General features: G+C 72.6%; 22 protein-coding genes. 6 read left to right on the top strand and 16 right to left on the bottom strand.

Annotation, left to right across the window (positions count from 1 at the left end):
• Positions 1–31: 31 nt before the first annotated feature.
• Positions 32–508, bottom strand: coding sequence for a hypothetical protein (locus AB0J64_RS47615; protein ID WP_364042911.1), 477 nt, complete (start codon positions 506–508; stop codon positions 32–34).
• A gap of 122 nt (positions 509–630) precedes the next feature.
• Here AB0J64_RS47615 and pyrF point away from each other — a divergent pair, with 122 nt between their 5' ends.
• On the top strand, positions 631–1,455 hold the full coding sequence (pyrF, locus tag AB0J64_RS47610; protein WP_364042910.1) for an orotidine-5'-phosphate decarboxylase: 825 nt from the start codon (positions 631–633) through the stop codon (positions 1,453–1,455).
• Here pyrF and AB0J64_RS47605 read toward each other — a convergent pair.
• Positions 1,446–1,949, bottom strand: a complete 504-nt coding sequence (locus AB0J64_RS47605; RefSeq protein WP_364042908.1) for a hypothetical protein — start codon at positions 1,947–1,949, stop codon at positions 1,446–1,448. The genes pyrF and AB0J64_RS47605 overlap by 10 nt on opposite strands.
• 22 nt (positions 1,950–1,971) lie before the next feature.
• Positions 1,972–3,648: a 2-isopropylmalate synthase gene (locus tag AB0J64_RS47600; RefSeq protein ID WP_364042955.1), complete on the bottom strand. Its 1,677-nt coding sequence runs from the start codon at positions 3,646–3,648 to the stop codon at positions 1,972–1,974.
• 207 nt (positions 3,649–3,855) lie between these two features.
• Between AB0J64_RS47600 and AB0J64_RS47595 the strand changes: the two genes are divergently transcribed.
• A complete protein-coding gene (locus tag AB0J64_RS47595; protein WP_364042906.1) occupies positions 3,856–4,542 on the top strand; it encodes an FCD domain-containing protein in 687 nt (228 codons plus the stop codon).
• A gap of 15 nt (positions 4,543–4,557) precedes the next feature.
• On the opposite strand, the gene AB0J64_RS47590 is transcribed toward AB0J64_RS47595, so the two are convergent.
• Positions 4,558–4,767 carry a hypothetical protein gene (locus tag AB0J64_RS47590; protein WP_364042904.1) on the bottom strand — a complete coding sequence of 70 codons (210 nt, stop codon included), beginning with the start codon at positions 4,765–4,767 and terminating at the stop codon, positions 4,558–4,560.
• 43 nt (positions 4,768–4,810) lie between these two features.
• Here AB0J64_RS47590 and AB0J64_RS47585 point away from each other — a divergent pair, with 43 nt between their 5' ends.
• Positions 4,811–5,323 carry an NUDIX domain-containing protein gene (locus tag AB0J64_RS47585; RefSeq protein WP_364042902.1) on the top strand — a complete coding sequence of 171 codons (513 nt, stop codon included), beginning with the start codon at positions 4,811–4,813 and terminating at the stop codon, positions 5,321–5,323.
• A gap of 2 nt (positions 5,324–5,325) precedes the next feature.
• On the opposite strand, the gene rbsK is transcribed toward AB0J64_RS47585, so the two are convergent.
• The 10 genes from rbsK to AB0J64_RS47535 all read right to left on the bottom strand — a co-directional run bounded on the left by rbsK (position 5,326) and on the right by AB0J64_RS47535 (position 16,535).
• Entirely contained in the window at positions 5,326–6,210 is an 885-nt protein-coding gene (rbsK, locus tag AB0J64_RS47580) for a ribokinase (protein ID WP_364042900.1), read from the bottom strand.
• Positions 6,207–7,616, bottom strand: coding sequence for an ADP-ribosylglycohydrolase family protein (locus tag AB0J64_RS47575; protein WP_364042898.1), 1,410 nt, complete (start codon positions 7,614–7,616; stop codon positions 6,207–6,209). Before AB0J64_RS47575 ends, rbsK begins: the two co-directional genes overlap by 4 nt.
• Positions 7,613–8,752 (bottom strand): ADP-ribosylglycohydrolase family protein, encoded by a 1,140-nt coding sequence (locus AB0J64_RS47570; RefSeq protein WP_364042896.1) that lies wholly within the window; start codon positions 8,750–8,752, stop codon positions 7,613–7,615. The genes AB0J64_RS47575 and AB0J64_RS47570 overlap by 4 nt, the downstream gene beginning before the upstream one ends.
• The gene (locus AB0J64_RS47565; protein WP_364042895.1) at positions 8,749–9,771 is read right to left on the bottom strand and encodes an ADP-ribosylglycohydrolase family protein; all 1,023 of its coding nucleotides are present in this window, start codon (positions 9,769–9,771) and stop codon (positions 8,749–8,751) included. Before AB0J64_RS47565 ends, AB0J64_RS47570 begins: the two co-directional genes overlap by 4 nt.
• A 6-nt stretch (positions 9,772–9,777) precedes the next feature.
• Positions 9,778–10,860, bottom strand: a complete 1,083-nt coding sequence (locus AB0J64_RS47560; RefSeq protein ID WP_364042893.1) for an ADP-ribosylglycohydrolase family protein — start codon at positions 10,858–10,860, stop codon at positions 9,778–9,780.
• A complete protein-coding gene (locus tag AB0J64_RS47555; RefSeq protein WP_364042891.1) occupies positions 10,857–12,206 on the bottom strand; it encodes a sugar ABC transporter substrate-binding protein in 1,350 nt (449 codons plus the stop codon). The genes AB0J64_RS47560 and AB0J64_RS47555 overlap by 4 nt, the downstream gene beginning before the upstream one ends.
• A 9-nt stretch (positions 12,207–12,215) precedes the next feature.
• Positions 12,216–13,034 (bottom strand): carbohydrate ABC transporter permease, encoded by an 819-nt coding sequence (locus AB0J64_RS47550; RefSeq protein ID WP_364042889.1) that lies wholly within the window; start codon positions 13,032–13,034, stop codon positions 12,216–12,218.
• Positions 13,034–13,948, bottom strand: coding sequence for a sugar ABC transporter permease (locus tag AB0J64_RS47545; RefSeq protein WP_364042887.1), 915 nt, complete (start codon positions 13,946–13,948; stop codon positions 13,034–13,036). Before AB0J64_RS47545 ends, AB0J64_RS47550 begins: the two co-directional genes overlap by 1 nt.
• Positions 13,945–14,982 (bottom strand): LacI family DNA-binding transcriptional regulator, encoded by a 1,038-nt coding sequence (locus AB0J64_RS47540; protein ID WP_364042885.1) that lies wholly within the window; start codon positions 14,980–14,982, stop codon positions 13,945–13,947. The genes AB0J64_RS47545 and AB0J64_RS47540 overlap by 4 nt, the downstream gene beginning before the upstream one ends.
• Positions 14,983–15,293: 311 nt before the next feature.
• A complete protein-coding gene (locus tag AB0J64_RS47535) occupies positions 15,294–16,535 on the bottom strand; it encodes an MFS transporter (protein WP_364042883.1) in 1,242 nt (413 codons plus the stop codon).
• 23 nt (positions 16,536–16,558) lie between these two features.
• On the opposite strand from AB0J64_RS47535, the gene AB0J64_RS47530 reads away from it, so the two are divergent.
• The 3 genes from AB0J64_RS47530 to mihF all read left to right on the top strand — a co-directional run bounded on the left by AB0J64_RS47530 (position 16,559) and on the right by mihF (position 18,711).
• Positions 16,559–17,800, top strand: a complete 1,242-nt coding sequence (locus tag AB0J64_RS47530; RefSeq protein WP_364042881.1) for an ROK family protein — start codon at positions 16,559–16,561, stop codon at positions 17,798–17,800.
• A 97-nt stretch (positions 17,801–17,897) separates the two neighbouring features.
• Complete coding sequence (locus AB0J64_RS47525; protein WP_364042879.1) at positions 17,898–18,302, top strand: heme-binding protein; 405 nt, start codon at positions 17,898–17,900, stop codon at positions 18,300–18,302.
• Positions 18,303–18,405: 103 nt separating this feature from the next.
• Positions 18,406–18,711, top strand: a complete 306-nt coding sequence (gene mihF, locus AB0J64_RS47520) for an integration host factor, actinobacterial type (RefSeq protein ID WP_043641121.1) — start codon at positions 18,406–18,408, stop codon at positions 18,709–18,711.
• Positions 18,712–18,779: 68 nt separating this feature from the next.
• On the opposite strand, the gene AB0J64_RS47515 is transcribed toward mihF, so the two are convergent.
• Positions 18,780–19,427 (bottom strand): response regulator transcription factor, encoded by a 648-nt coding sequence (locus AB0J64_RS47515; protein WP_344994446.1) that lies wholly within the window; start codon positions 19,425–19,427, stop codon positions 18,780–18,782.
• On the bottom strand, positions 19,418–20,653 hold the full coding sequence (locus AB0J64_RS47510; RefSeq protein WP_364042877.1) for a sensor domain-containing protein: 1,236 nt from the start codon (positions 20,651–20,653) through the stop codon (positions 19,418–19,420). Before AB0J64_RS47510 ends, AB0J64_RS47515 begins: the two co-directional genes overlap by 10 nt.
• Positions 20,654–20,991: the final 338 nt, after the last annotated feature.

Below are 20,991 nucleotides of genomic sequence, written 5' to 3'. Positions count from 1 at the left end.
GCTCACGGCGCCGATTATCCCGGCCGCGGGATCAGAGCCGCATCTCGGGCGGGAGCCGCGTCGCCGCGTTCGTCAGCTCCAGGCCCAGGAGCTGCCCGGCGCCGCCGAAGTCGAGCACGACCCCTTCCGCCGCGACCTGCCTTGCCACCTCGCCTGGCACTATTTCGTGCTTCATCGCGACATAGGCGATATCGCGGTGCTTGTCCAAGCTCACGTACACCGTCTGCGGGCGCTGCCCCGACGGCGCCTCGTCCCAGTGGAGCAGCCCCTCCTTCGCCTCGTGCGAGCCGGCCAGCGCGGCCCGCACCATGACCAGGGCCAGCTCGATCGCCTCGAGCGAGTCGAGCCCGGTGACCTTCCGCTCGTGTTCCCACCCGTCAAGCCCGTCGATCCGGTACGGGCACGACCAATCCCCCGTCGGCTCCTCATAGGGCACGCCGACCGTGACGGTGACATCGCGCGGCGGATCGGTACGCAGCACCAGCACCCGTTGGGCGATCTCGTACATGTAGGCTGATCTACCCCCAAGGCCACTCCCGGAAGACACCTGTTCATATCGTCGCGGCAGTAAACATTCCTGGCCGTGGCCGCCGGGGCTAGGCTGCGTAGGTCGTAAGGGGGCCCTTGGAGATGAACGAGTCGTTCGGGACACGCCTGCGAGCCAGGCTCGACGAGTACGGACCGCTCTGTGTGGGCATAGACCCGAGCCCGGCGCTGCTCCACGCGTGGGGGCTCGACGACTCGCCCGCCGGTCTGGAACGCTTCAGCCGCACGGTGGTCGACACCGTGAGCGACGTGGCGGCCGTGGTCAAGCCGCAGTCGGCCTTCTTCGAGCGCTGGGGCAGCCGCGGCATCGCCGTGCTGGAACGCACCATCGCCGACCTGCGCGAGGCCGGCACGCTGGTGCTGCTCGACGTCAAGCGGGGCGACATCGACAGCACGATGGCGGCATACGCCGAGGCCTACCTCGACCGGGGCAGCCCGCTGGCCGTCGATGCCGTGACGCTGAGCCCGTATCTCGGGTTCGGGTCGCTGGAGGGGGCGATCAGCTCGGCCGTGGCCAATGACGCGGGTGTGTTCGTGCTGGCCCGCACCTCCAACCCGGAGGCGGCCCCGCTGCAGCGGCTCGTGGCCGGCCAGGTGCTCGCCGGCGCCGCCGCGGCGAACGCCGGGCACACGCCGTTCGGGCCCGTGGGGGTGGTCATGGGGGCCACGCTGCCCGAGCTGGAGGACTCGCTGCTCGACCTCAACGGGCCCATCCTCGCGCCGGGGCTGGGCGCCCAGGGCGCCACCGCAGCCGACGTGGCTCGCCTGTTCGGGCCCGTACGGCACGCCGTCGTGCCCTCGGTCTCCCGCGCTGTTCTGGAGGACCCCGAGCTGCTGCGCTCGCGTGTCCTCTCCTTCCGTGACGAGTGCGCGGCCCACCTGGACGCGAGGATCGCCACTCAGAAGTGAGTCGCGATCCCGAACGCCTCCCGTAGCCGCGCCATGTCGTGCAGGTCGCGCTCCCTCGGCTCGTACCCCTGGTGGAAGTGCACCTGCTGGGCCGCCGACAGGCAGGGCACCCGCACCCCGTCGATCACGCCGGCGACGAAGGCGGCGGCCGGGTAGGACAGGGCGCCGCCCCGGTCGTCGAGGCGCTGCAGCGCCGAGCCGTCCGGGGCGAACCGCAGCGGGTGCAGGTCGAGCTCGCGACCGTAGGGGCCGACCATGACGAAGCGGGCCGGCCGGCCCGGCACGACGCCCTCGCGCTCGGCGTACCCTGCCGCCTCGAGCGCGGCGATCACGGCGGGCTCCTGCTCGACGCGGTGGAGCAGGTCGAGGTCGCCGTGCTCCCGGGTGACGCGGCCCACGAGCGCGTCGATCCCCCAGCCGCCGGCGATCCAGACCTCGCAGCCCGCCTCACGCAGCGTCTCCAGCACGCGGAGCACGTCTCCCGCCTCGAACATCCGGCCTCCTCAGGTCCGATGATCAGCCTGGCACATCCGCCAGGACGCGGTTGACCGCGGCCAGCACCGCGTGGACCGAGGCGGTCAGCACGGAGGTGTCCTGGGCCGCGCCCCAGCGGGTCACGCCGTCCACGCGGGCCTCCACGTACGCGATGGCGCGGCTGCCCCGGCCGGGGTCCAGGGCGTGCTCGGCGTAGTGGAGGATGTCGACGTCGATCCCGTCGGCGGCGAGCGCGGCGGTCAGCGCGGACAGCGGTCCGTTGCCGGTGCCGTGCAGCCGGCGCCCCGACCGCAGCGTGCCGGCGAACTCGTGCGCCCCCGGCTCAGTCTCCCTCGTGCTCCATCCGGCGAGGGCGCTCGTCTCCCCCGGGGCCAGGTAGGTGGCGTGGAAGAGCTCCCAGAGCTGCTCGGCCGTGATCTCCTCGCCGCTGCCGTCGGTGGCCCGCTGGACGACCGAGGAGAAGTCGATCTGCAGCCTGCGGGGCAGCTCCAGGCCGTAGCGGGTGCGGAGGAGGTACGCGACGCCGCCCTTGCCCGACTGGCTGTTGACGCGGATGACCGCCTGATAGCCGCGGCCCACGTCGGCGGGGTCGATGGGCAGGTACGGCACGTCCCACGGCGCCTGCTCCGGCGGCACGCCCAGCTCCGCGGCCCGCTTGGCGTGGTGGGCCAGGCCCTTGCCGATGGCGTCCTGGTGGGTGCCGGAGAAGGCGGTGTAGACGAGGTCGCCCGCGTACGGGTGGCGGTCGGGCACCGGCAGGCGGTTGCAGTGCTCGACGACCCGGCGCACCTCGTCGATGTCGGACAGGTCCAGCATGGCATCGACGCCCTGGGAGTGGAGGTTGAGCGCGAGGGTCACCAGGTCCACGTTGCCGGTGCGCTCGCCGTTGCCGAACAGGCAGCCCTCCACCCGCTGCGCGCCCGCCAGCAGGGCCAGCTCGGCGCAGGCCACGCCGGTGCCGCGGTCGTTGTGCGGGTGCACGGAGAGGATCACCGCGTCCCTGCGGTCCAGGTGGCGGTGCATGTACTCGATCTGGTCGGCGTACACGTTGGGCGTGGCCACCTCGACCGTCGCGGGCAGGTTGTGGATCACCGGGCGGTCCGGGGAGGCGTCCCACAGGGCCGTCAGGTCGTTGCAGACCTCCAGCACGTAGTCCGGCTCGGTGAGGTTGAACACCTCCGGAGAGAACTGGAAGCGCACGTCGCGCCCCTCCGCGAGCCTGGCGACGTGCCCGGCGGCGTCCATGATCAGGGCGCGCAGCTCGCGCCTGTCGTGACCGAGCACCACGTCACGCCAGGTGGGGGCGGTGGCGGTGTACAGGTGCACGACCGCGCGGGGCAGCCCCTCGATCGAGGCGAACGTGCGCTCGATCAGGTCCTGCCTGGCGGCCGTGAACACGACCACGGTCACGTCCTCCGGCAGCGCCCCCGGAGCGGCCAGCTCGCGGACGAAGTCGAAGTCGAGCCGGCTGGAGGACGGGTAGCCGACCTCGATCTCCTTGAATCCCATGCCGGCCAGCAGGTCGAACATCCGGCGCTTGCGTGCCGGGTCCATCGGCTCGGCCAGCGCCTGGTTGCCGTCGCGCAGGTCCACGGGGACCCAGAGCGGGGCTCGCGTGATGCGCGCGGACGGCCAGGCGCGGTCGGTGAGCGGCACCTCGACGCGCTCGTGGGCGGGCTTGTAGCGGTGGTACGGCATGGCGCTGGGGCGCTGCCGGTTCCAGTCGTACACGGCTGTCTTCCTTCTCCGTCGTCGGTGGGAAGGACCGGCGGGCACCCTGACCACCGCGACGGGGTGCCGGTCCGGTCAGGCCCCGTCGCGGCGGCCGAGAAGGAGAGCACGCAACGTCATGTCGGCTACACTAACCACAACACAGGTCCTCAGACAACCTGAGAGGTGTGTCCGATGCCGCTCGGCTCACTCCGCCCCAGCCCGCTCGTCGAGCAGGCCACCGAGCACCTGCGCGAGCAGATCACGCAGGGCGAGTGGCCGGTGGGCACGCGCCTGCCCGGCGAGAACGCGCTGGCCAAGGCGCTCGGGGTGGGCCGCTCGACCGTGCGGGAGGCGCTGCGCGCCCTCGCGGGGGCGGGGCTGGTGCAGGCCCGGCAGGGCTCCGGGGTGTTCGTGATCGCCACGGAGCCCGCCGAGGACTGGCCGGCCCGGCTGCGGCGGGCCGCCATCGCGGACGTCTACGAGGTGCGCATGATGGTCGAGACGCAGGCCGCCCGGCTGGCCGCGCGGCGGCGTACGGACGAGGACGTCGCGGCGCTCGAAGCGGCGCTGGCGGCGCGGGCCGGGGCGGCGTCGGGGGATGACGCCGCGTTCGTGGACGCGGACATCGCCCTGCACCGGGCGGTCGTGGCGGCGGCCGGCAATCCGGTGCTGACCGATCTGTTCGCGGAGTTCGCGCCCGCGTTGCGCGGCGGGCTGATCGATCTGGTGGAGGTGCTCGGGCTGCGCTCGCACGATCGCAATCCCGGGCACGACACGCACGCGGCGCTGGTGGCGGCCATCCGGCGCGGGGACGGCGACACGGCCGGCGACCTCCTGCAGGCGGAGCTGGAGCAGACCCTCGCCCACCTGCAGGAGTGACACGCGGAAGCGGGGTCAGCCCGTGGGACCCGCGTCCGGGCGGGTGACGTCCTCGTCCTCGTCCGGCTCCTCCTCCGGCTCGCGCTCCTCCCACTCCTCCGGTGGATCGTGGGGAACGGGACGGCGGGACTTCGGAGTACTGGCGCAGGACCGTTCCGCGACGATTTCGCTCTCCCCGTCGATGCCCCGCACCGCTTCGGGCAGTTCGTCGGATTTTTCGGTCATAGTCACCACCTGCCCCAGAAACCGGCCTTGTTACCGTTCAGGGGTGATCATCCGTACTCCGCGCCCGACGGGCCGCGTCATCCTGGCCTCCCCGGACGACCGCGTGCTGCTGTTCCGCTTCATACCGCCGGACCCGTGGCCCAAGGAGCCCGCCTGGTTCCTGCCCGGCGGCGGGCTGGAGCCGGGAGAGACCCCGGCGCAGGCGGCGGTCCGCGAGGCGCTGGAGGAGACCGGCCACGTGCTGGATCCCGCGGACCTCGGCGACCCCGTGGCGGTGAACGAGAGCGCGTGGTCCAACCAGGGCCGGCACTTCTCCTCGGTGCACACGTACTTCTTCGCCCGCGTGGCGGCCGCGACCGTGGCGCCCACCGCGCTGGAGGATTACGAGAAGGAGGAGTTCCAGCTCGGCAACCGCTGGTGGAGCGCCGGCGAGCTGGCCACGACCTCGGAGCGGGTGTTCCCGCCGGGGCTGGCCGGGCTGCTGCCCGATCTGCTGGCCGGCTTACGGCCCGCTGCCCCCGTCAGGCTCCCAGGGACGCACGAGGGACAGGGCTGACCTCACGGGCGGGCGTTCTCGATCTCGTGCCGGGCCGGCATCGAGGTGCTGGCGCCCTCACGCTGCACCGACAGCGCCGCCGCCGTGGACGCGAACGCCAGGGCGTCGGCCATGCTCTGCCCCTCCGACCGGGCCACGGCCAGCGCGCCCACGAACGTGTCGCCCGCCGCCGTCGTGTCCACCGCGTCCACCTTCACGGCCGGCACGCGCAGCCGCTCCCCCGACCTCGACCCGTACAGCGCGCCCTCGGAGCCGAGCGTGATCACCGCTTCCTCGACCCGCTCCAGCAGCGCGTCGAGTGCGACCTCCGGGGCGGTGACGCCGGTGATGGCGGCCGCCTCGTGCTCGTTCGGGACGATCGTCGTGACGGCGTCGAGCAGCTCGTCCGGCAGCGGCCGCGCGGGGGCGGGGGTGAGGAAGACCGGCACGCCGGAGACCTGGGCGGCCTGGGCGGCCGCGATGACGGCCTCCAGGGGCAGCTCCAGCTGGAGCAGCAGCGCCTCCGAGCGCGCGATGGCGGCCAGGTCCTCGCCCGAGGGGCCGGTGACGGTGCCGTTGGCGCCGGGGACGACGATGATCGAGTTGCCGCCGTCGTCGTCCACGACGATGTGGGCGATGCCGCTCGGCCCGGGAACCTGGCGCAGGCCGCGTACGTCGATCCCGGCCTCCACCAGCGTGGCGCGCATCTCCGCCCCGAACCCGTCGTCGCCCACCGCCCCGAGGAAGGCCACCTGCGCGCCCGCCCGGGCGGCGGCGATGGCCTGGTTGGCGCCCTTGCCGCCGGGCACGGTCCTGAACCGGTGTCCGGTCACCGTCTCGCCCCGCTTGGGGGCTTCGGAGACGTACGCGACGAGGTCCATGTTGGCGCTGCCGAAAACCGAGATCATGCCCTCATCATCTCCCTTGTCCTGGCGGCGAGCGCGTCCAGCCCCACCCCGTCGAACCCGGTCAGGCTGCTGGCCAGGCTGTTGCGCATGCGCCAGCGGTCCGGCACGCCCGCGTTGAGCGCGCCCGCGACGGACCCGGCCGTGGCCCCGGCGGAGTCGGTGTCCCACCCTCCGGCGACGGCTCCGGCGATGGTGGCGGTGAAGTCGCCCCGGCCGTGGACGAGCGTGGCGGCGATGAGCGCGGCGTTGTTGACGGTGTGCACCCAGTGCAGGGTGCCATGGCGTTCGTGCAGGCGGTCGATGACACGTTCGAAGTCGTCCTCGCGTGCGGCGTCGGCCACGGCCAGGCGTACCGCCTCGTGCAGGCGCGAGTGCTCCGGCACGACGGACAGGCCCGCCCGTACGACCTCCTCCACGTCCGCGGCGACCATCGAGGCGGCGCACATCGCGGCCACGAACATCGCCCCGTAGATCCCGTTCGCGGTGTGCGTGAGCCTGGCGTCGCGCCAGGCGTGCTCCGCGGCCGTGGCCGGGTCGCCCGGGTTGACCCAGCCGTACACGTCCGCCCTGATCAGGGCGCCGATCCACTCCCTGAACGGGTTGCGGCGGGTGGCGGTGCCCGGCGGCTCGACGCCGTCCAGAAGGTTGCGGTACGCGACGCGCTCGGCGGTGAAGGTGCGGCCCGCGGGCAGCTCGTCCAGCCAGAGCTTGGCCACGTCCTCGGTGGTGAAGCCGCGGCCGTGGCGCTCGAGGACGGACAGGGCCAGCAGCGGGTAGTTGAGGTCGTCGTCCTCGGGGACGCCGTCGATGTTCTCGGCGAGCGAGTTGACGGCGCTGCGGCGGTTCCACGGCCAGCGGCGGGCCACGTCGTCCGGCAGGCCCTTGGCGGTGAACCAGCCGCGGATGGGCCAGTTGCCGGTGGCCTCGGCGATCTCCCTGATGCCCGCGCGCGGGATCTTCTCCACGGGCTTGCCCAGCACGCACCCGGCCGCCCGCCCGAGCCACGCGCCCAGCACGCGCGCCGGATCGGCCTCCACCGCCGCGAAGCCGGCGGTACGGGGGCTCGCCGAAGGCGTCGCGGCGGCACGGGGGCGCGCGGCACGGCGGGTGCCCGGCCAGGCGGGGCAGGCGGCGATGATGGCGGCCAGGTCGGAGGGCTCGTCCAGCGGCGACGGGATCGTGGCCAGCTCGTCCAGCAGCTCCTCCGCCAGCCCCCGCAGCCGGGCGGCCACCGGCTCCGAGGCGCCGGCGCGCGGGGGCGCGTCGTGGCCGCCGGCCGCGTGCCACCGGTCCGCGATCGCCCGTACCCGGCCGCTGTCGGGGCCGGAGGCGCGGCCGTCCTCGGCGGCCTGGCGGAGCTCGTGCCCGATCAGGTCCTCCGGCTGGACCCAGGTGAGGCGGATCATGCGCGGTCCAGGGCGGCGAAGGCGGCCTCGTGGCCGCGGCGCCGCGCCAGGTCGTCGGCGTGCACCCGGCGCGCCACCTCCGCGATGGAGAGCCCCGGAGCCACCAGGTCCGTACGGCTGGCCGCCCCCACCTGCGCGACCCACTCCGACGGGACCGCCGCGAGGCCCCCGAGCGCGCCCGCGATGGCCCCGCCCATGGAGGCGATCGAGTCGGCGTCGCGCCCGTAGTTGACGCCGCCCAGCACGGTGTCGCGGTAGTCGCCCTTCGCGATCACGAGCAGGCCCAGCGCCAGCGGCAGCTCCTCGATGCTGTGCGTCCGGCTCGGCCGCCGCGCCCCCAGCCCCTGGTCGCGGTAGGTGTCGGCGACCGTGTCGTAGGGCCGCATGGCGGCGCGCAGCGTCTCGAAGGACCCCTCCCAGTGCCCCAGACCGGCGGCGGCCTCGCAGACCGACTCGATGGCGGCCCTGGTGCCGTCCTTGGCCAGCCGCAGGCACGCCGCGACCACGGAGTCGGCGGTGGCGCCCGGGCGCATGGCCTCGGCCACCGCGGCGGCCATGACCCCGGCGGCCTCGCGGCCATAGCTGGACTGGTGCGCCCCGGTCAGGTCGATGGCCTCGGCGTAGGCGGCGTCGGGGTCGGCGGCGTTCACGATGCCGACGGGGGCGACGTACATGGCCGCGCCGCAGTTCACGATGTTCCCGGTACCGGCCTCGCGCGGGTCCACGTGCCCGTAGTGCAGCCTGGCCACGATCCACTTCTCGGCCAGGAAGATCCGCTGCAGCGGCAGCGCCTCGGCCTCCAGCTCGGGGATCCACCGCCGCTCGCCCATGAGCTCCGGCACCAGGTGGTCGGCCATCGCGTACGCGTCCAGGTGCCCGCCGACCTTCTCGTACACGCGGATCAGGGCGTGCGTCATCAACGTGTCGTCGGTGATGTGGCCGTCGCCCTTGTGGTACGGGGCGATGGGGCGGGCGTTGCGCCAGTCCTCGTTGAACGGCGGCACGACGCCCTCGACGCGCCCTCCGTACCTCTCGACGATCTGCTCGGGGGTCCAGCCCTCGGTGGCGCCGCCCAGCGCGTCACCGACCGCCGCCCCCGCCACGCAGCCAGTGGCCCTGTCCTCAAGCGGCGTCATGCGATTCCCTCCGTGAGATTGCTCGTGAGATTGCTCGTGAAATTGCCCGCTAGTTCGATCAGATCCCGGCCCGCCAGGTCAGGCAGGCAGCAGCCGGCCAGCGTGCGGGCCGACGCGATCCACCACTCGGGGATCGCGGCATACCCGCCGCAGGCTCCGGCCAGCGCTCCGGTCAGCGCGGGCGCCGAGTCGGCCAGCGCGGCCAGGCAGGCCGCCGCGGGCACGGCGCGGGCGAGCTCGCCGCCCGCCGCCTCGGCCAGCGCCAGCGCCACCGGCACGGTCTGCGCGGCGCCCACGCCGTAGCTGTAGACGTGGTCGATGAGCGCGGCGTCGAGCGCGGGCACGGCCGCGAACGGGTCGCCCGCCTCCCGCGTGACGGCCAGCGCCAGGCGGGCGTTGTGGCCGATGGCGGTGTCCTCGGGCAGTACGGCCAGCGCCGCCTCCACCGCCGCCGCCACCGATCCCGACGCCACGGCCTCGGCCACGGCGGCGGCCATGGCCTGGGCGCCCAGGACGCCGTCGTAGGCGTTCGTCACCTGGGCGTCCTGTGTGGGGTCCCTCCCCAGCGCCCCGAACGCCACAGCCCTGACGGCGGCGGCGTCGTCGAAGTGGTGCGGGTTGTCGTGCCCGGACGCGGGCGGCTCGACTCCCTTGGCCAGGTTGTCGAGCGCGGTGGCCACCGAGATGCGCGCCCGCACTCCCTCGCGGATCCTGGACGTCTCGCCGTCGAGCAGTTCCCTGAACGCCTCGGCCCTCGGACGGTCGATCGTGAGCACCGTCCAGGCCAGCCACTCGGCGTCGTCGGACGGTCCGATGGCCAGCGGGGCGGTGGGCTGATTGAGCGCGAACGGGACCGGCAGCGTGGTCACCCGGTGCTCCTCGGCGAACGCGTCCAGCTCTCTGTGCAGGCGCCTGCTCCAGGGGGCGTGCAGGGCCGCCCGGTGCCTGGCCGCGGGCCAGCCCACGGCGTCACCGACGGCGAGCCCGGCGAAGGCCCCCCTGATTCTCTCCCCCGACATGGTGATCTACAGTCCTCCCGCCAGTTCGTCGGCGACGTCCAGCACGTGCTTTCCGGCCACGACGGGCAGGCATTTGCCTGTCACGGGTCCGATCCTGGCCGCCCACCGCTCGGGCACGCCGCGCTCTCCTCGCATGGCTCCGGTGACGGCCCCGGCGATGGCGCCGATCGTGTCGGCGTCGCGGCCCAGGCTCACCCCGAACGTCACGGATGCCTCGACGTCGCCGCCGCCTGCCAGCACCGCCGCGAACGCCAGCGCCACGGCCTCGGGGGCCACGTCGGTCCAGGGGTAGTGCTTGACGACCACGGCCTCGTGCAGCGCCTCGACCAGCCCGTCCGCGTCGCCCGCGTCCGGCTTGCCCGCCGCGCGCGTCGCGCCGGCCGCCTGCGAACGTGCCGCGCCGGACGGCGGTCCGCCGGGAGCGCCGGAAAGAACCCCGGGCGAGCGCGTCGTGGTTGTGGGCGACGGTCCGCCGAGTACGGCGCGGGCGCGTACGACGTTGCGGGCCGTCCACGAGTCGGCGGGGATCACCGACAGCGCCGCCCGCACCGCGTCCTCCGCCGAGGCGCCGCCCATGGCGGCGGCCACCGCTCCGGCGACCGCGCGGCCGCCCAGGATGCCCTCGCCGGACGCGCTGACCAGCCCGTCCTGCTCCACCAGCCGGGCCGCCTCCGCGGGATCCCCCGGGCAGAAGATCCCGTACGGGGCCGCACGCATGGCGAGGCCGTCCGACCATCCGTGGGAGTGCACGAGCCCGGTCAACGGGGGCTCCAGGCCGCGGCGAAGCGCTTCGACGGTGCCCAGCTCGGAGAACCCGGCCCCGCGCATGGGCCCGGTGACCCGCGGGATGACCTCCCGCCGGTACGCGGCCGCCACGTCGGCGTACGTCAGCGCGTGCCCGTGCCGGAGCAGCAGGGACGCGGCGAAGATGGCGTACTCGGTGTCATCGGTCCCCCCGCCCTCGATCTCGGTGAGCCGGCCCCACCGCCGCCGGATCTCCGACGGCGGCAGGTTCTCGGCCGGGGCTCCGAGGGCGTCACCGGCGGCGAGGCCGAGCAGACACCCACGGGCCTTGTCCCGATAAGTCACCGCTGGTACCGCTCCAACACCTTGTTGCCGTCCTCGACCAGCTTCGAGGCCGCCTGGTCGATGGTGATCTTATTGCCGAAGTACTCCTGCAGCACCGGCGTGGCCACCTTGCTCTTCCACTCGTCGAACCCGTTCACCTTGAGGAACGGCGCCACGACGAGGTTCTTGGCGGAGGCGGTGGCCACGTCCCAGCCGTTCTCCTTGGTGGTCATCGCCGGGTCGGCGGCGGCCGTCTGGGAGGTCGGCAGGAGCCAGTCGCCCTTGGCGAGCTTGGCCTGGTTCTGGCCGTTCAGGAAGAAGGCGATGAACTTCATGGCCTCGTCAGGGTGCTTGCTCTCCTGCGCGATCGAGAGCGTCTGCGAGACCGCGCCCTGCTGGGCACTCGTGCCCTTCGGCGCCGGGAGCGTGACCCACTCGAACCCTTCCGGGGCCTGCTCGGCGACCTGCTGGCGCAGGTACACGCCCGCGGGCAGCAGCGCGAACTTGCCCTTGTAGAAGGCCGGCAGCGGATCGGCGGTGCCCTGGCCGAGCGCGGCCGGGTCGGCGGACTTGTCCTTGTAGAGCTGGTCGTGGATGCGCTGGAGCACCTCGCGCTCCTCGGGGCCGACCTTGACCGTGGTCTTGCCGTCGGCCGTCTGGAAGAACGTGCCGCCGAAGTTGAGCGCCAGGTTGAGCGTCTTGTTGACCGGCGACTTCATCGGCCAGGCCACGCCGTATCCCTGGCCCATGGCAGTCTCGGAGCCACTGGAGGAGGTGACGATGGGGCGCTTGGTGGTCATCTTCTTCGCGGCCTCGGAGAACTCGTCCCACGTCCAGGGGTTGTCGGAGGTCGGCACGCGCACGCCGGAGGCGTCGAGCAGCTTCTTGTTGGCGATGATGACCTGCGACTCCTGCAGGAACGGCACGCCGTACACGCCCTGCTGGCCCTTTCCGTCGTCGAAGGTGACGGTGTCCCAGGCGGCCTGCGGGATGTCGTTCTTCAGCTCGGCGGGCAGCTTGTCCTTGAGGTCGAGCAGGTAGCCGTCGGAGGAGAAGCCGGCCAGCGCGGGCGAGTCGTTGTGGATGACGTCGGGCGCCGTGCCGCCGGCGAACTGGGTGACGAGCTGGTCGTTGACGTTGTCCCAGCTGCCCTGGACATACGTGACCTGGATCTTCGGGTTGGCCTTGTTCCACTCGTCCACGAGCTGCTTGTTCGCGGCGAGGGACTCCTTCTGCCACGCCAGGCTGAGGAAATTGATCTTGACTGGCTCGTTGGGGGCGGACGACGACTCACCGCCGCCTCCCCCGCTGCACGCGGCGGCGAGCGTGAGGACCGCCGCAGCCGCCAGAGCGGACCTGATTCGCATATGAGCCTCCTAGCCCTTCACGGCGCCGGCCATCAGGCCGGACTTCAGTCGCCGCTGAATGATTGCGAAGAAGATCAGGCTCGGGATCGTCGCCATGAGCGACGCCGCGGCCAGCGGGCCGAGCCTGGCCACCCCCTCCGGGCCGGTGAACCTCACCAGCGTGAGCGGGAGCGTCATGACATCCGGGTTCTGCAGGATGACGAGCGCGAACATGAACTCGTTCCACGACGAGATGAACGAGAACAGCAGCGTGGCCACCACGCCGGGCGCGAGCAGCGGCGCGACCACGCTCGCGATCGAGCGCAGCCGGGTCGCGCCGTCCACGGCTGCGGCCTCCTCCAGCTCGCGCGGCACCGCGCGCACGTACCCCTGCAGCATCCACAGCGCGAACGGCAGCGTGAACGTCACGTGCACCAGCACGAGCCCGGGCAGCGTGTTCACCAGCGCCAGGTCACGCATGATCATGAAGAGCGGGATGATGATCAGGATGAACGGGAACACCTGGCTGACCAGCACCCACCCGATGGCGATCTTGTTGAGCAGGCCGCGGTAGCGCGCCATGGCGTAGGCGGCGGGCAGCGAGACCAGCACCGTGATCACGCTGCTGAACAGCGCCACGACCAGGCTGCGCAGCGCCGCGCCGACCAGGTCCTGCTCGCCGAACGCGTCGGCGAAGTTGGCCAGCGTCGGGTCGCGCGGGATCCAGGTGGGGTCGGCCATGGCCATCTCCCGCGGCGTCTTCAGCGCCGTCGAGAGCAGCCAGGCCAGCGGGAAGGCCAGGAAGACGATGTACGCGACCAGCGCCGCGTACTGCGGGACACGCCTCATCACTTGGCCTCCCTCATCTGGCGCCACAGATACAGTCCGAGCACGGCCAGCACGACGATCGCCATGGCGAGGCCGAGCATCGAGGCGTAACCGGCCATCCGGTACCTGAACGCCTCCTCGTACGCGAACAGCATCGGCAGCCGCGTCTGCCCGCCCGGCCCGCCCTGCGTGAGCACGTAGACCAGGCCGAACTGGTTGATGTTCCACACGAAGTCGAGCGAGGTGATCGCCACGATCACCGGCCGCAGCTGCGGCAGCGTGATGTTCCAGAACCGCCGCCAGCGGGTCGCGCCGTCCACCTCGCCCGCCTCGTAGAGCTCCTTGGGGATGCCCTGCAGGCCCGCCAGCAGCACCACCGTGGTCTGCGGCATGCCGGTCCAGACGCCGACCACGATGATCGCGGGCAGCGCGAGCGAGAAGTCGGCCAGCCAGTTGACGTCCGTGCCCAGCAGGTCGTTCAGGATGCCCGCGTCGGGGTGGTAGACGAGCTTCCACATCAGGCCGATGACCACGGGCGGCATCGCCCACGGCACCACCGACAGCACCCGGGCCACGCTCCTGAAGCGCAGGTTCTCGTTGAGCAGCAGCGCCAGGCCGAGCGCGGCCAGGAACTGCAGCACGGTCACGGAGACGCTCCAGATCGCGCCGATCTTGAACGAGGACCAGAACTCGTCGTCGGTCAGCAGCCTGCCGAAGTTCTCGAGGCCGACGAAGCTCGTCTCGTGGACGCGGGTGTTGCGGGCGTCGGTGAACGCCAGGCCGATGCCGTACAGCAGCGGACCCACGCTGAACAGCGCCACCGGCACCAGGGCCGGCAGCATGAGCAGCCACATCTCGCGCGTCTGGCGCGAGACCCGGCGCCGGGCGCGCCGCGTCCCCCGCGGCGGCGCCGGTCTCGTCACGGTCGCCGTCACGCTCTCTCCCTTTCGTCAGTCGACTCCGCCGACTCTCCGGCGGTGGAGGCGCGGATCACGAGCCGGGGCGGGACGGTGACCAGCCTGGGCTCGCGATCGCCGCCCTGCAGCCGTTCGAGCAGCAGCTCGGCGGCGGCCTTGCCGCGCTCGGCCGACCCGAGCGAGACGCTGGTCAGCGAGGGCCAGGAGGCGGCGGCCAGGTCGGTGTCGTCCATGCCGACCACCGCCACGTCGTCCGGCACCCGGCGCCCCGCGGCCCGCAGCACGTCGAGCGCGCCCAGCGCGATCAGGTCGTTCGCGCACAGCAGCGCGTCCACGTCGGGGACCCTGGCGAGCAGCTCCGCCACCGCGCGGCCCCCTTCCGCGCGGTAGAAGTCGCCGATCTGCACGAGGTCCTCGTCGTAGGGCACGCCCAGGTCCCGCAGCGCCTCACGGTAGGCCTCCCCGCGGGAGGCGCCGGGGACGGTGTCCAGCGGGCCGTTGACCATGGCGATCCTGCGGCGGCCGAGCGAGTACAGGTGATCGACCGCCAGCCGGACGCCGGTCCGCGAGTCCGCCCGTACGTTGTCCACGCGGGTGCCCTCGGGCACCGAGCCGATGATCACGACGGGCGCCCTGGCGGCGGCCAGCATCTCGAGGTGGGCCTCGGTGACCCGCAGCGGGCTCATGATCAGCCCGTCCACGTACCGCTCCCCCAGGCTGTGCAGCACGTCGATCTCGTCGGCCACGACGGCGTCCGTGGAGTGCAGCACGAGCCGGTACCCGGCGGCCTTCAGCACAGGCTGGATCTGACGGAGCATCGCCAGGTAGGCGGGGTTGCCGACGTCGGCCATGGCGAAGGCGACCTGGTGGGTGCGACGCGACTTGAGCGACCTGGCCACGGCGTTGCGCACGTAGCCGAGCTCGTCGGCGGCGGCCATCACCTTGCGCACGGTCTCCTGCCTGGTCGGCAGGCCGTTCAGCACCCGCGAGACGGAGGCGATCGAGACACCGGCGCGCGCGGCGATCGTGTTGATCGTCGGTCCGTCGGCCACGGCTGTCCCTTCCCTGGTGTTGTAAACGTTTACGATCAACTTCCGTAAACGTTTACTGCGTTTGGGACATGAAACCTGGATGTAACTTGCAGGTCAAGTCACGATCCCGCAACGCGGCCGGCGGCCGCCCCACCGGCCGGCGTGCGGTGGAGCAGGCGAGACAGTGCGGCACATGGCGTTCTGGAGGGAGAGCGTGCCCTCGCCCTGCGATTGAGGATCTCCCTGATTTCCGCGACCGACGCCGCCCTGTGGCCGGCGGCGTGTGCGGGTGCGGGTGCGGCGGTCGTTGAGGAGCTACCGCCGTCACCCGGTCAGTCGCGGGCGGGGGCGGGTTCGGGGTGGTCGGCCGCGTCCTGCGCAGGCGCGGGCGGGAGGTGGTTCAGGGCGCGGATGGCGGGGGTGCCGGTGAGGGTCACGACGACGGCCAGGACCGCGGGGATGATCAGGGCGACCGGGAGGGACGAGGCCTCCGCCACGTAGCCGAGCACCGCGGGCCCCAGGAGAAGACCGCTGTAGCCGAAGGCCGTCACCATGGCCAGCGCCCGGCCGACCCGGCCGCCGGCGGCGCCGACCGCGCTGAACAGGACCGGGACCACCGTGGCCAGGCCCACGCCCGCGAGGGCCCAGCCGGTCCAGGCGCAGACGACCCGCAGCGCGCCGGTCGCCGGCGACACCAGCACCAGGACGTAGCCGGCCGTGGCGAAGAGGCCGGCGAGCTGGATGGTGCGCACCGAGCCGAGGCGGGCCCTGATCGGGTCCCCGAGCAGGCGGATGGAGGTCATGGCCACCGAGAAGATCGTGTACGCGAGCGGCGCCATCGCCGGATCCGTCCGCAGCACCCATCGGGCGTGCAGGGCGGCCCAGTCGATGGCCGCCCCCTCGCTCAGATGGCCTGCGAACGCGGCCAGGCCGAGGAGCGCGATCAACCCCCAGCCCAGCGACGAGCCCCGCGAGGTGCCCGACTCGGGCGAGGCGGCGTGCGCGGGCGGGTCGGGCAGCAGCAGGCGCGCCGCCGGCACGTACAGGAAGGGCACCACCAGCGCCGCCACGATGAGCAGCCATTGCGGGTCCACCCCGGCCTTGAGCATGAGCGCGGTGAGCCCGCCCCCGGCCGCGCCGCCGAGACTCCACGTGCCGTGGAAGGCCGAGATGATCGGCCGGCCGTAGCGGCGTTCGACCTCGACGGAGTGGGTGTTCATGCCGACCTCGGTCACCCCCAGCCCGATCCCGAACACCACCGCCAGCACCACCAGCGCCCAGTACGAGGGCGCCAGCGCGGGCCCGAGCAGCACCAGCCCGGAGAAAGGACCGCCGATCCAGCACACCCGGCGGCTCGACCACCTGTCCACCAACGGCCCGGCCACCAGCATCGACACCAGCGCGCCACCCGAGATCAGCAACAGGACGCTGCCCAGCCGGGCGGGGCCGAGGTCGAGCCGGTCGTTCAGGGACGGGAGCCCGGCTGCCCACAAACCCATCACGAATCCGGCGAGAAAGAAGAACCCGAACACTCCGGCACGGGCACGTCTGGCATCAAGGGGGATTTTGTTCACGGCTAGAGCATAAACTGTGAACCGTGATCGGTGCTACGACGAGTGGCGAACTTCGCGCGCACAACCGGGTACGACTGCTGCGCGCCGTACATGACTGCGGGGCCACCCGCACCAGGTCGCAGCTGACCCGCGACCTCAACCTGGCGAGGGGGACGGCGTCGGTGCTGGTCGCCGGGCTGGCCGAGGACGAGCTGCTGCACGAGGAGCCCGCACCGGAGCCCGCCAGGGGACGCCCGACGCAGGTGCCGGGACCGCACCCGCGCGGACCTGTCGCGCTGGCCGTGGACGTGCGCGAGGACGCCTGGGAGCTGGCGGCCTGCGAGCTGGGCGGCCGGACGACGGTTCTCGGCCTCCAGTCGCACGACGGCACCCCCGAGGGCGTTCTGGGCCCCCTGGGCGACGCCATCGCGGCCCACAGGCGCCGCCTCGGGCATCGGGTGGTCGGCGTCGGGGTTGCCCTGGCGGGCCCCGTCCGGCACGGTGGCCTGGTGGACATCGCCCACCTGGGCTGGCGCTCGGTCGACGTGCCGCACCTGCTCGGTCTGGAAGGGGAGGCAGGGGCGGAGGGGCCGATCGTGGGGAACGACACCGCGTTCGCGGCGCTGGCCGAGGCGCGGCGCGGGAGGCTGCAGGGCGTGCGGGTGGGGCTGCACCTGCACGTGGACTTCGACCTCGGCGGCGTGCTCGTGGTCGAGGGCCGGCCGCTGGCCGGGGCGAGCGGCATGGGCGCCGAGTTCGGCCATATGCCGCTCGCGGGCGGCGATCGCCTCTGCCCGTGCGGCGCGATCGGCTGCTGGGGCATGGACGTCGGCGCGAACGCCCTCCTCCGCCACGTCGGCCTCGCCCACGGCGGCGGCAGGGGGCGCGCCCAGGCCGAGCAGGTGCTGGCCACCAGCGAGGAGGCGGTCGAGGCCAACGCGCGAGCGCTCGGACGCGGCGTCGCGGCCCTCGTGAACGCCCACGACCCCGAGGTGGTGACCCTCTCGGGTCACGGCGTGGAGCTGTACGAACGGGCCGGTCAGACGCTGATGGACAGCTGCGGACCCGGCCTCATGGCGATCCGCCGCGACCACCCGCCGAGGATCGAGGGCTCGGCGCTGGGCTGGCGGGGCGCGCTGCTGGGCGCGATGGAGTCGGTCTTCGACGCCTTCCTCACCCCGGAGGAGCTCGAAAAGTGGCGCGAAAACCACCCTGACCAGGGTCGCGACACGCCCGAGCAGCAGAATGTGACGCATTCCACGCTGATGGGGGCGAAGCCGCTATAGCCCGCACGCGTTCCGGCCCATGCTAGCGATCTTGCCGCGCCCGGCCAAGGGGTTGTACGCATGAGGAGGAAACCCGAGGAACCTGGGGGCAGCAGGCGTGAATCTGGAACTCGCGCTCCGCATGACCGAGGCGGCCGTCAGGCAGGCGGTCCGCGAAGGCGTGGCGATCTCCGTGGCGGTCGTGGACGAGGGCGGCCATCTGGTGTCTTTCCAGCGTATGGAGGGTGCGGGCATCGCGGGGCCGGTGCTCGCGCGGGGCAAGGCGTACACCTCGGTGGCCCTGCGCGGGTCCACCGCGGAGCTGGCCGCGCGGACGGCTCCTGGGGGTGACCTGCACGGGCTGCCGCGGGAGGGGTTCGTGTGCGTCGGAGGGGGCGTCCCGCTCTGGGCGGACCACGGTGAGGGCTGGCGCGTGGTGGGTGGCATCGGGGTCAGCGGGGGCACGGTCACACAGGACGTGGCGTGCGCGGAAGCGGCCGCCGAGGTGTGGCGGACACGGTGAGAGGGCGCTTTCTGCAACACGAACCGCTGGTATCCGCCATGATTAGCCACTGCACCACGGGTAACAGGAACCCGAACGTAAACTCCCCGAGGAGAGAACTGAGATGGCACTTCCCACTCTCACCCCCGAGCAGCGTCAGGCGGCTCTGGCCAAGGCGGCCGAGGCGCGTGCCGCCCGCACCGCCCTGCTCGCCAAGGTCAAGGCCGGCGAGCTGACGTTCGCTCAGCTGCTGGAGCGCGACGACGACATCGCGAAGAAGATCAAGGTCTCCCAGGCGCTCCGCGCCGTCAAGGGCGTCGGTCCGGCCAAGGCCACCGCGCTGATGGAGGAGGCGGGCGTCGACGAGAAGCGCCGTCTCGGCGGCCTGGGCGCCCAGCAGCGCAAGAAGCTGGTCGACGCGCTCGGCTAAATCCCCCGAGCGGCCAGGTCCGCGCGCGGCGCCGCGCGGACCGGCCAGCCCCCAGCCTCCGGAAAAGATCAGGAACGCAGATAGGTGAGTACGGCGAGCACCCGGCGATGCTGGTCGCTGTCCTCCGCGTAGAGTCCGAGCTTGTTGAAGATGCTCCGGATGTGCTTCTCCACGGCTCCGTCGCTGATCACGAGCTGCCGGCCGATGGCCGGATTGGACTTCCCCTCGGCCATGAGCCCGAGCACTTCCCGCTCCCGCGGCGTCAGCTGCGCCAACGGGTCGTCCTTGCGTCTGCGCACCATCAACTGGGACACCACCTGCGGATCGAACACCGTGCCGCCCGCGGCCACCCGCCGCAGGCCCTCGAGGAACTCGTCCACGTCGACGACCCGGTCCTTCAGGAGGTAGCCCACCGCGCCCCGGGCGTCGGCGAGCAGGTCTTCGGCGTAGGAGACCTCGACGTACTGCGAGAGGATCAGCACGGGCGTCCCCGGCACCCTGCGGCGTGCCTCCACGGCCGCCTTGAGCCCCTCGTCGGTGAACGACGGCGGCATGCGCACATCGACCACCGACACGTCCGGCTTGTGCTCGGCGATCGCCGCCACGAGCGCGTCGCCGTCACCGACGGTCGCGACCACCTCGAAGCCGAACTCCTCCAGCAGCCTGACCAGGCCCGCCCTGATCAGGACCGCGTCATCGGCCACGACTACCCGCACGGCACCTCCGCCACGATCAACGTCGGCCCGCCGTCCGGCGACTGCACCTCCAGCTCCCCGTCCACGGCGCGGAGCCGGTCGGCCAGGCCGGCGAGACCGTGTCCCTTGGCGACGTGCGCGCCGCCGACCCCATCATCCCCGATCGTGAGCACGAGAGCGTTACCGATGCGGACAAGCTGGATGGCGCACGTGGTGGCGCGGCTGTGTTTGGCCACGTTGGTGAGGGTCTCGGCGCAGACGAAGTAGATCGCGTTCTCCACCGCGGCCTGGTAGCGCTCGACGGTCTGCACGTCGAGGTCGACGGGGACCGTGCAGCGCCCGGCCAGGGCGGCCAGCGCGGGCGCGAGACCGCGGTCGGACAGGATGGGCGGCGCGATGCCGCGCGAGAGCGCGCGCAGCTCGTCGAGCGTCTCGCGAGTGGCGGCGATGGCCGACTTGATCGTTTCCTGCGCGGCGTCGGGGTCCTTGGCCAGCTGCCGCTGTGCCCTGGACAGCTCCATGGCCAGCGAGACCAGCCGCTGCTGCGGCCCGTCGTGGATGTCACGCTCCAGCTTGCGCAGGGCGTTGGCCTCGGCGGAGACGGCGGCGGCCCGGCCCTCTGCCAGGTCGTCGATGCGCTCCTGCAGCTCGGCCACGCCGGTCAGCAGCGCCCGGCCCAGCCCGGCCCGCAGCAGCGCCGCGCCGCGCGTCGCGAACGGCAGGATCAGCGCGAAGACCAGGCCGAGGGAGACGTAGAAGATCGAGTTGACGGCGTAGCCGTCGCCCAGGCCGAGCAGCTGGGGCAGCTCCTGGTTGCCCGAAATGCGCGTGGTGACGATGCCGTACAGCGGGTAGGTCAGGCCGGCCAGCGGGATCGCCCAGAACACCACCGTGAGCACGAACGACAGGATGGCGAACGGCAGGTTCACGATGCCGTGCAGCAGGTCCAGCCACGACTGCCCGCTGGTCAGCGGGTTGACCAGCCGGCGGAAGCGGCCCGCGCCGGGCGGGGCGGGCTTGTAGCGGGGCCGTACGGGCGGCCGCTTGAGCACGTCGGACAGCCAACCGCGCTCCGCGTCGGCGAAACCCCGCGCGGCCATCAGCGTGCCCGCCAGCAGCGGTACGCCCAGCCATACGACCATGGTGCCCACGCCGGCCGAGAAGCCGGTGACCATGATCACGAAGCCGATGACGGCCGTCGGGAAGCCGACGAGCGTGTAACGGGTGTCGAGTAAGACACGCCTCATCCTGGAGCGCATGGCATCACGGTATGGCCTCCGGCAGTCCGGGACGAGCCGGTGCACAGGTGTCTAGGGGTAGGGCCAGCCCTACCCGTCGGGGTGACGTGATCACGACCCGAAGACGGCGGCGAGCGGCACTGTGCGCGGACGCCCGCGACGGGAGTCTTGAGCCATCCGTGCTTCTTGGTCGCACTCGCACGGGGCTCCGCTGGTCACGCAAGCTACCGCTCTCCGCCCCAGGCTCGCCGCTCCGTGCTTCTTGGTCGCACTCGCACGGGGCTCCGCTGGTCACGCAAGCTACCGCTCTCCGCCCCAGGCTCGCCGCTCCGTGCTTCTTGGTCGCA

The organism is Nonomuraea sp. NPDC049695 (assembly GCF_040674955.1).
Lineage (GTDB): Bacteria > Actinomycetota > Actinomycetes > Streptosporangiales > Streptosporangiaceae > Nonomuraea > Nonomuraea helvata.
The sequence above is the reverse complement of the archived record's forward strand: the minus strand, read 5'-3'. Positions and strand labels throughout refer to the sequence as shown.

Excerpts from the sequence above, each read along its gene's own strand:
- rbsK (WP_364042900.1), bottom strand. The coding sequence starts at position 6,210 with ATGATCTCGGTTTTCGGCAGCGCCAACATGGACCTCGTCGCGTACGTC.
- AB0J64_RS47600 (WP_364042955.1), bottom strand. The coding sequence starts at position 3,648 with ATGCCGTACCACCGCTACAAGCCCGCCCACGAGCGCGTCGAGGTGCCG.
- AB0J64_RS47570 (WP_364042896.1), bottom strand. The coding sequence starts at position 8,752 with ATGACGCCGCTTGAGGACAGGGCCACTGGCTGCGTGGCGGGGGCGGCG.
- AB0J64_RS47590 (WP_364042904.1), bottom strand. The coding sequence starts at position 4,767 with ATGACCGAAAAATCCGACGAACTGCCCGAAGCGGTGCGGGGCATCGAC.
- AB0J64_RS47615 (WP_364042911.1), bottom strand. The coding sequence starts at position 508 with ATGTACGAGATCGCCCAACGGGTGCTGGTGCTGCGTACCGATCCGCCG.
- AB0J64_RS47555 (WP_364042891.1), bottom strand. The coding sequence starts at position 12,206 with ATGCGAATCAGGTCCGCTCTGGCGGCTGCGGCGGTCCTCACGCTCGCC.
- AB0J64_RS47565 (WP_364042895.1), bottom strand. The coding sequence starts at position 9,771 with ATGTCGGGGGAGAGAATCAGGGGGGCCTTCGCCGGGCTCGCCGTCGGT.
- AB0J64_RS47605 (WP_364042908.1), bottom strand. The coding sequence starts at position 1,949 with ATGTTCGAGGCGGGAGACGTGCTCCGCGTGCTGGAGACGCTGCGTGAG.
- AB0J64_RS47510 (WP_364042877.1), bottom strand. The coding sequence starts at position 20,653 with ATGAGGCGTGTCTTACTCGACACCCGTTACACGCTCGTCGGCTTCCCG.
- AB0J64_RS47575 (WP_364042898.1), bottom strand. The coding sequence starts at position 7,616 with ATGATCCGCCTCACCTGGGTCCAGCCGGAGGACCTGATCGGGCACGAG.
- mihF (WP_043641121.1), top strand. The coding sequence starts at position 18,406 with ATGGCACTTCCCACTCTCACCCCCGAGCAGCGTCAGGCGGCTCTGGCC.
- pyrF (WP_364042910.1), top strand. The coding sequence starts at position 631 with ATGAACGAGTCGTTCGGGACACGCCTGCGAGCCAGGCTCGACGAGTAC.
- AB0J64_RS47550 (WP_364042889.1), bottom strand. The coding sequence starts at position 13,034 with ATGAGGCGTGTCCCGCAGTACGCGGCGCTGGTCGCGTACATCGTCTTC.
- AB0J64_RS47595 (WP_364042906.1), top strand. The coding sequence starts at position 3,856 with ATGCCGCTCGGCTCACTCCGCCCCAGCCCGCTCGTCGAGCAGGCCACC.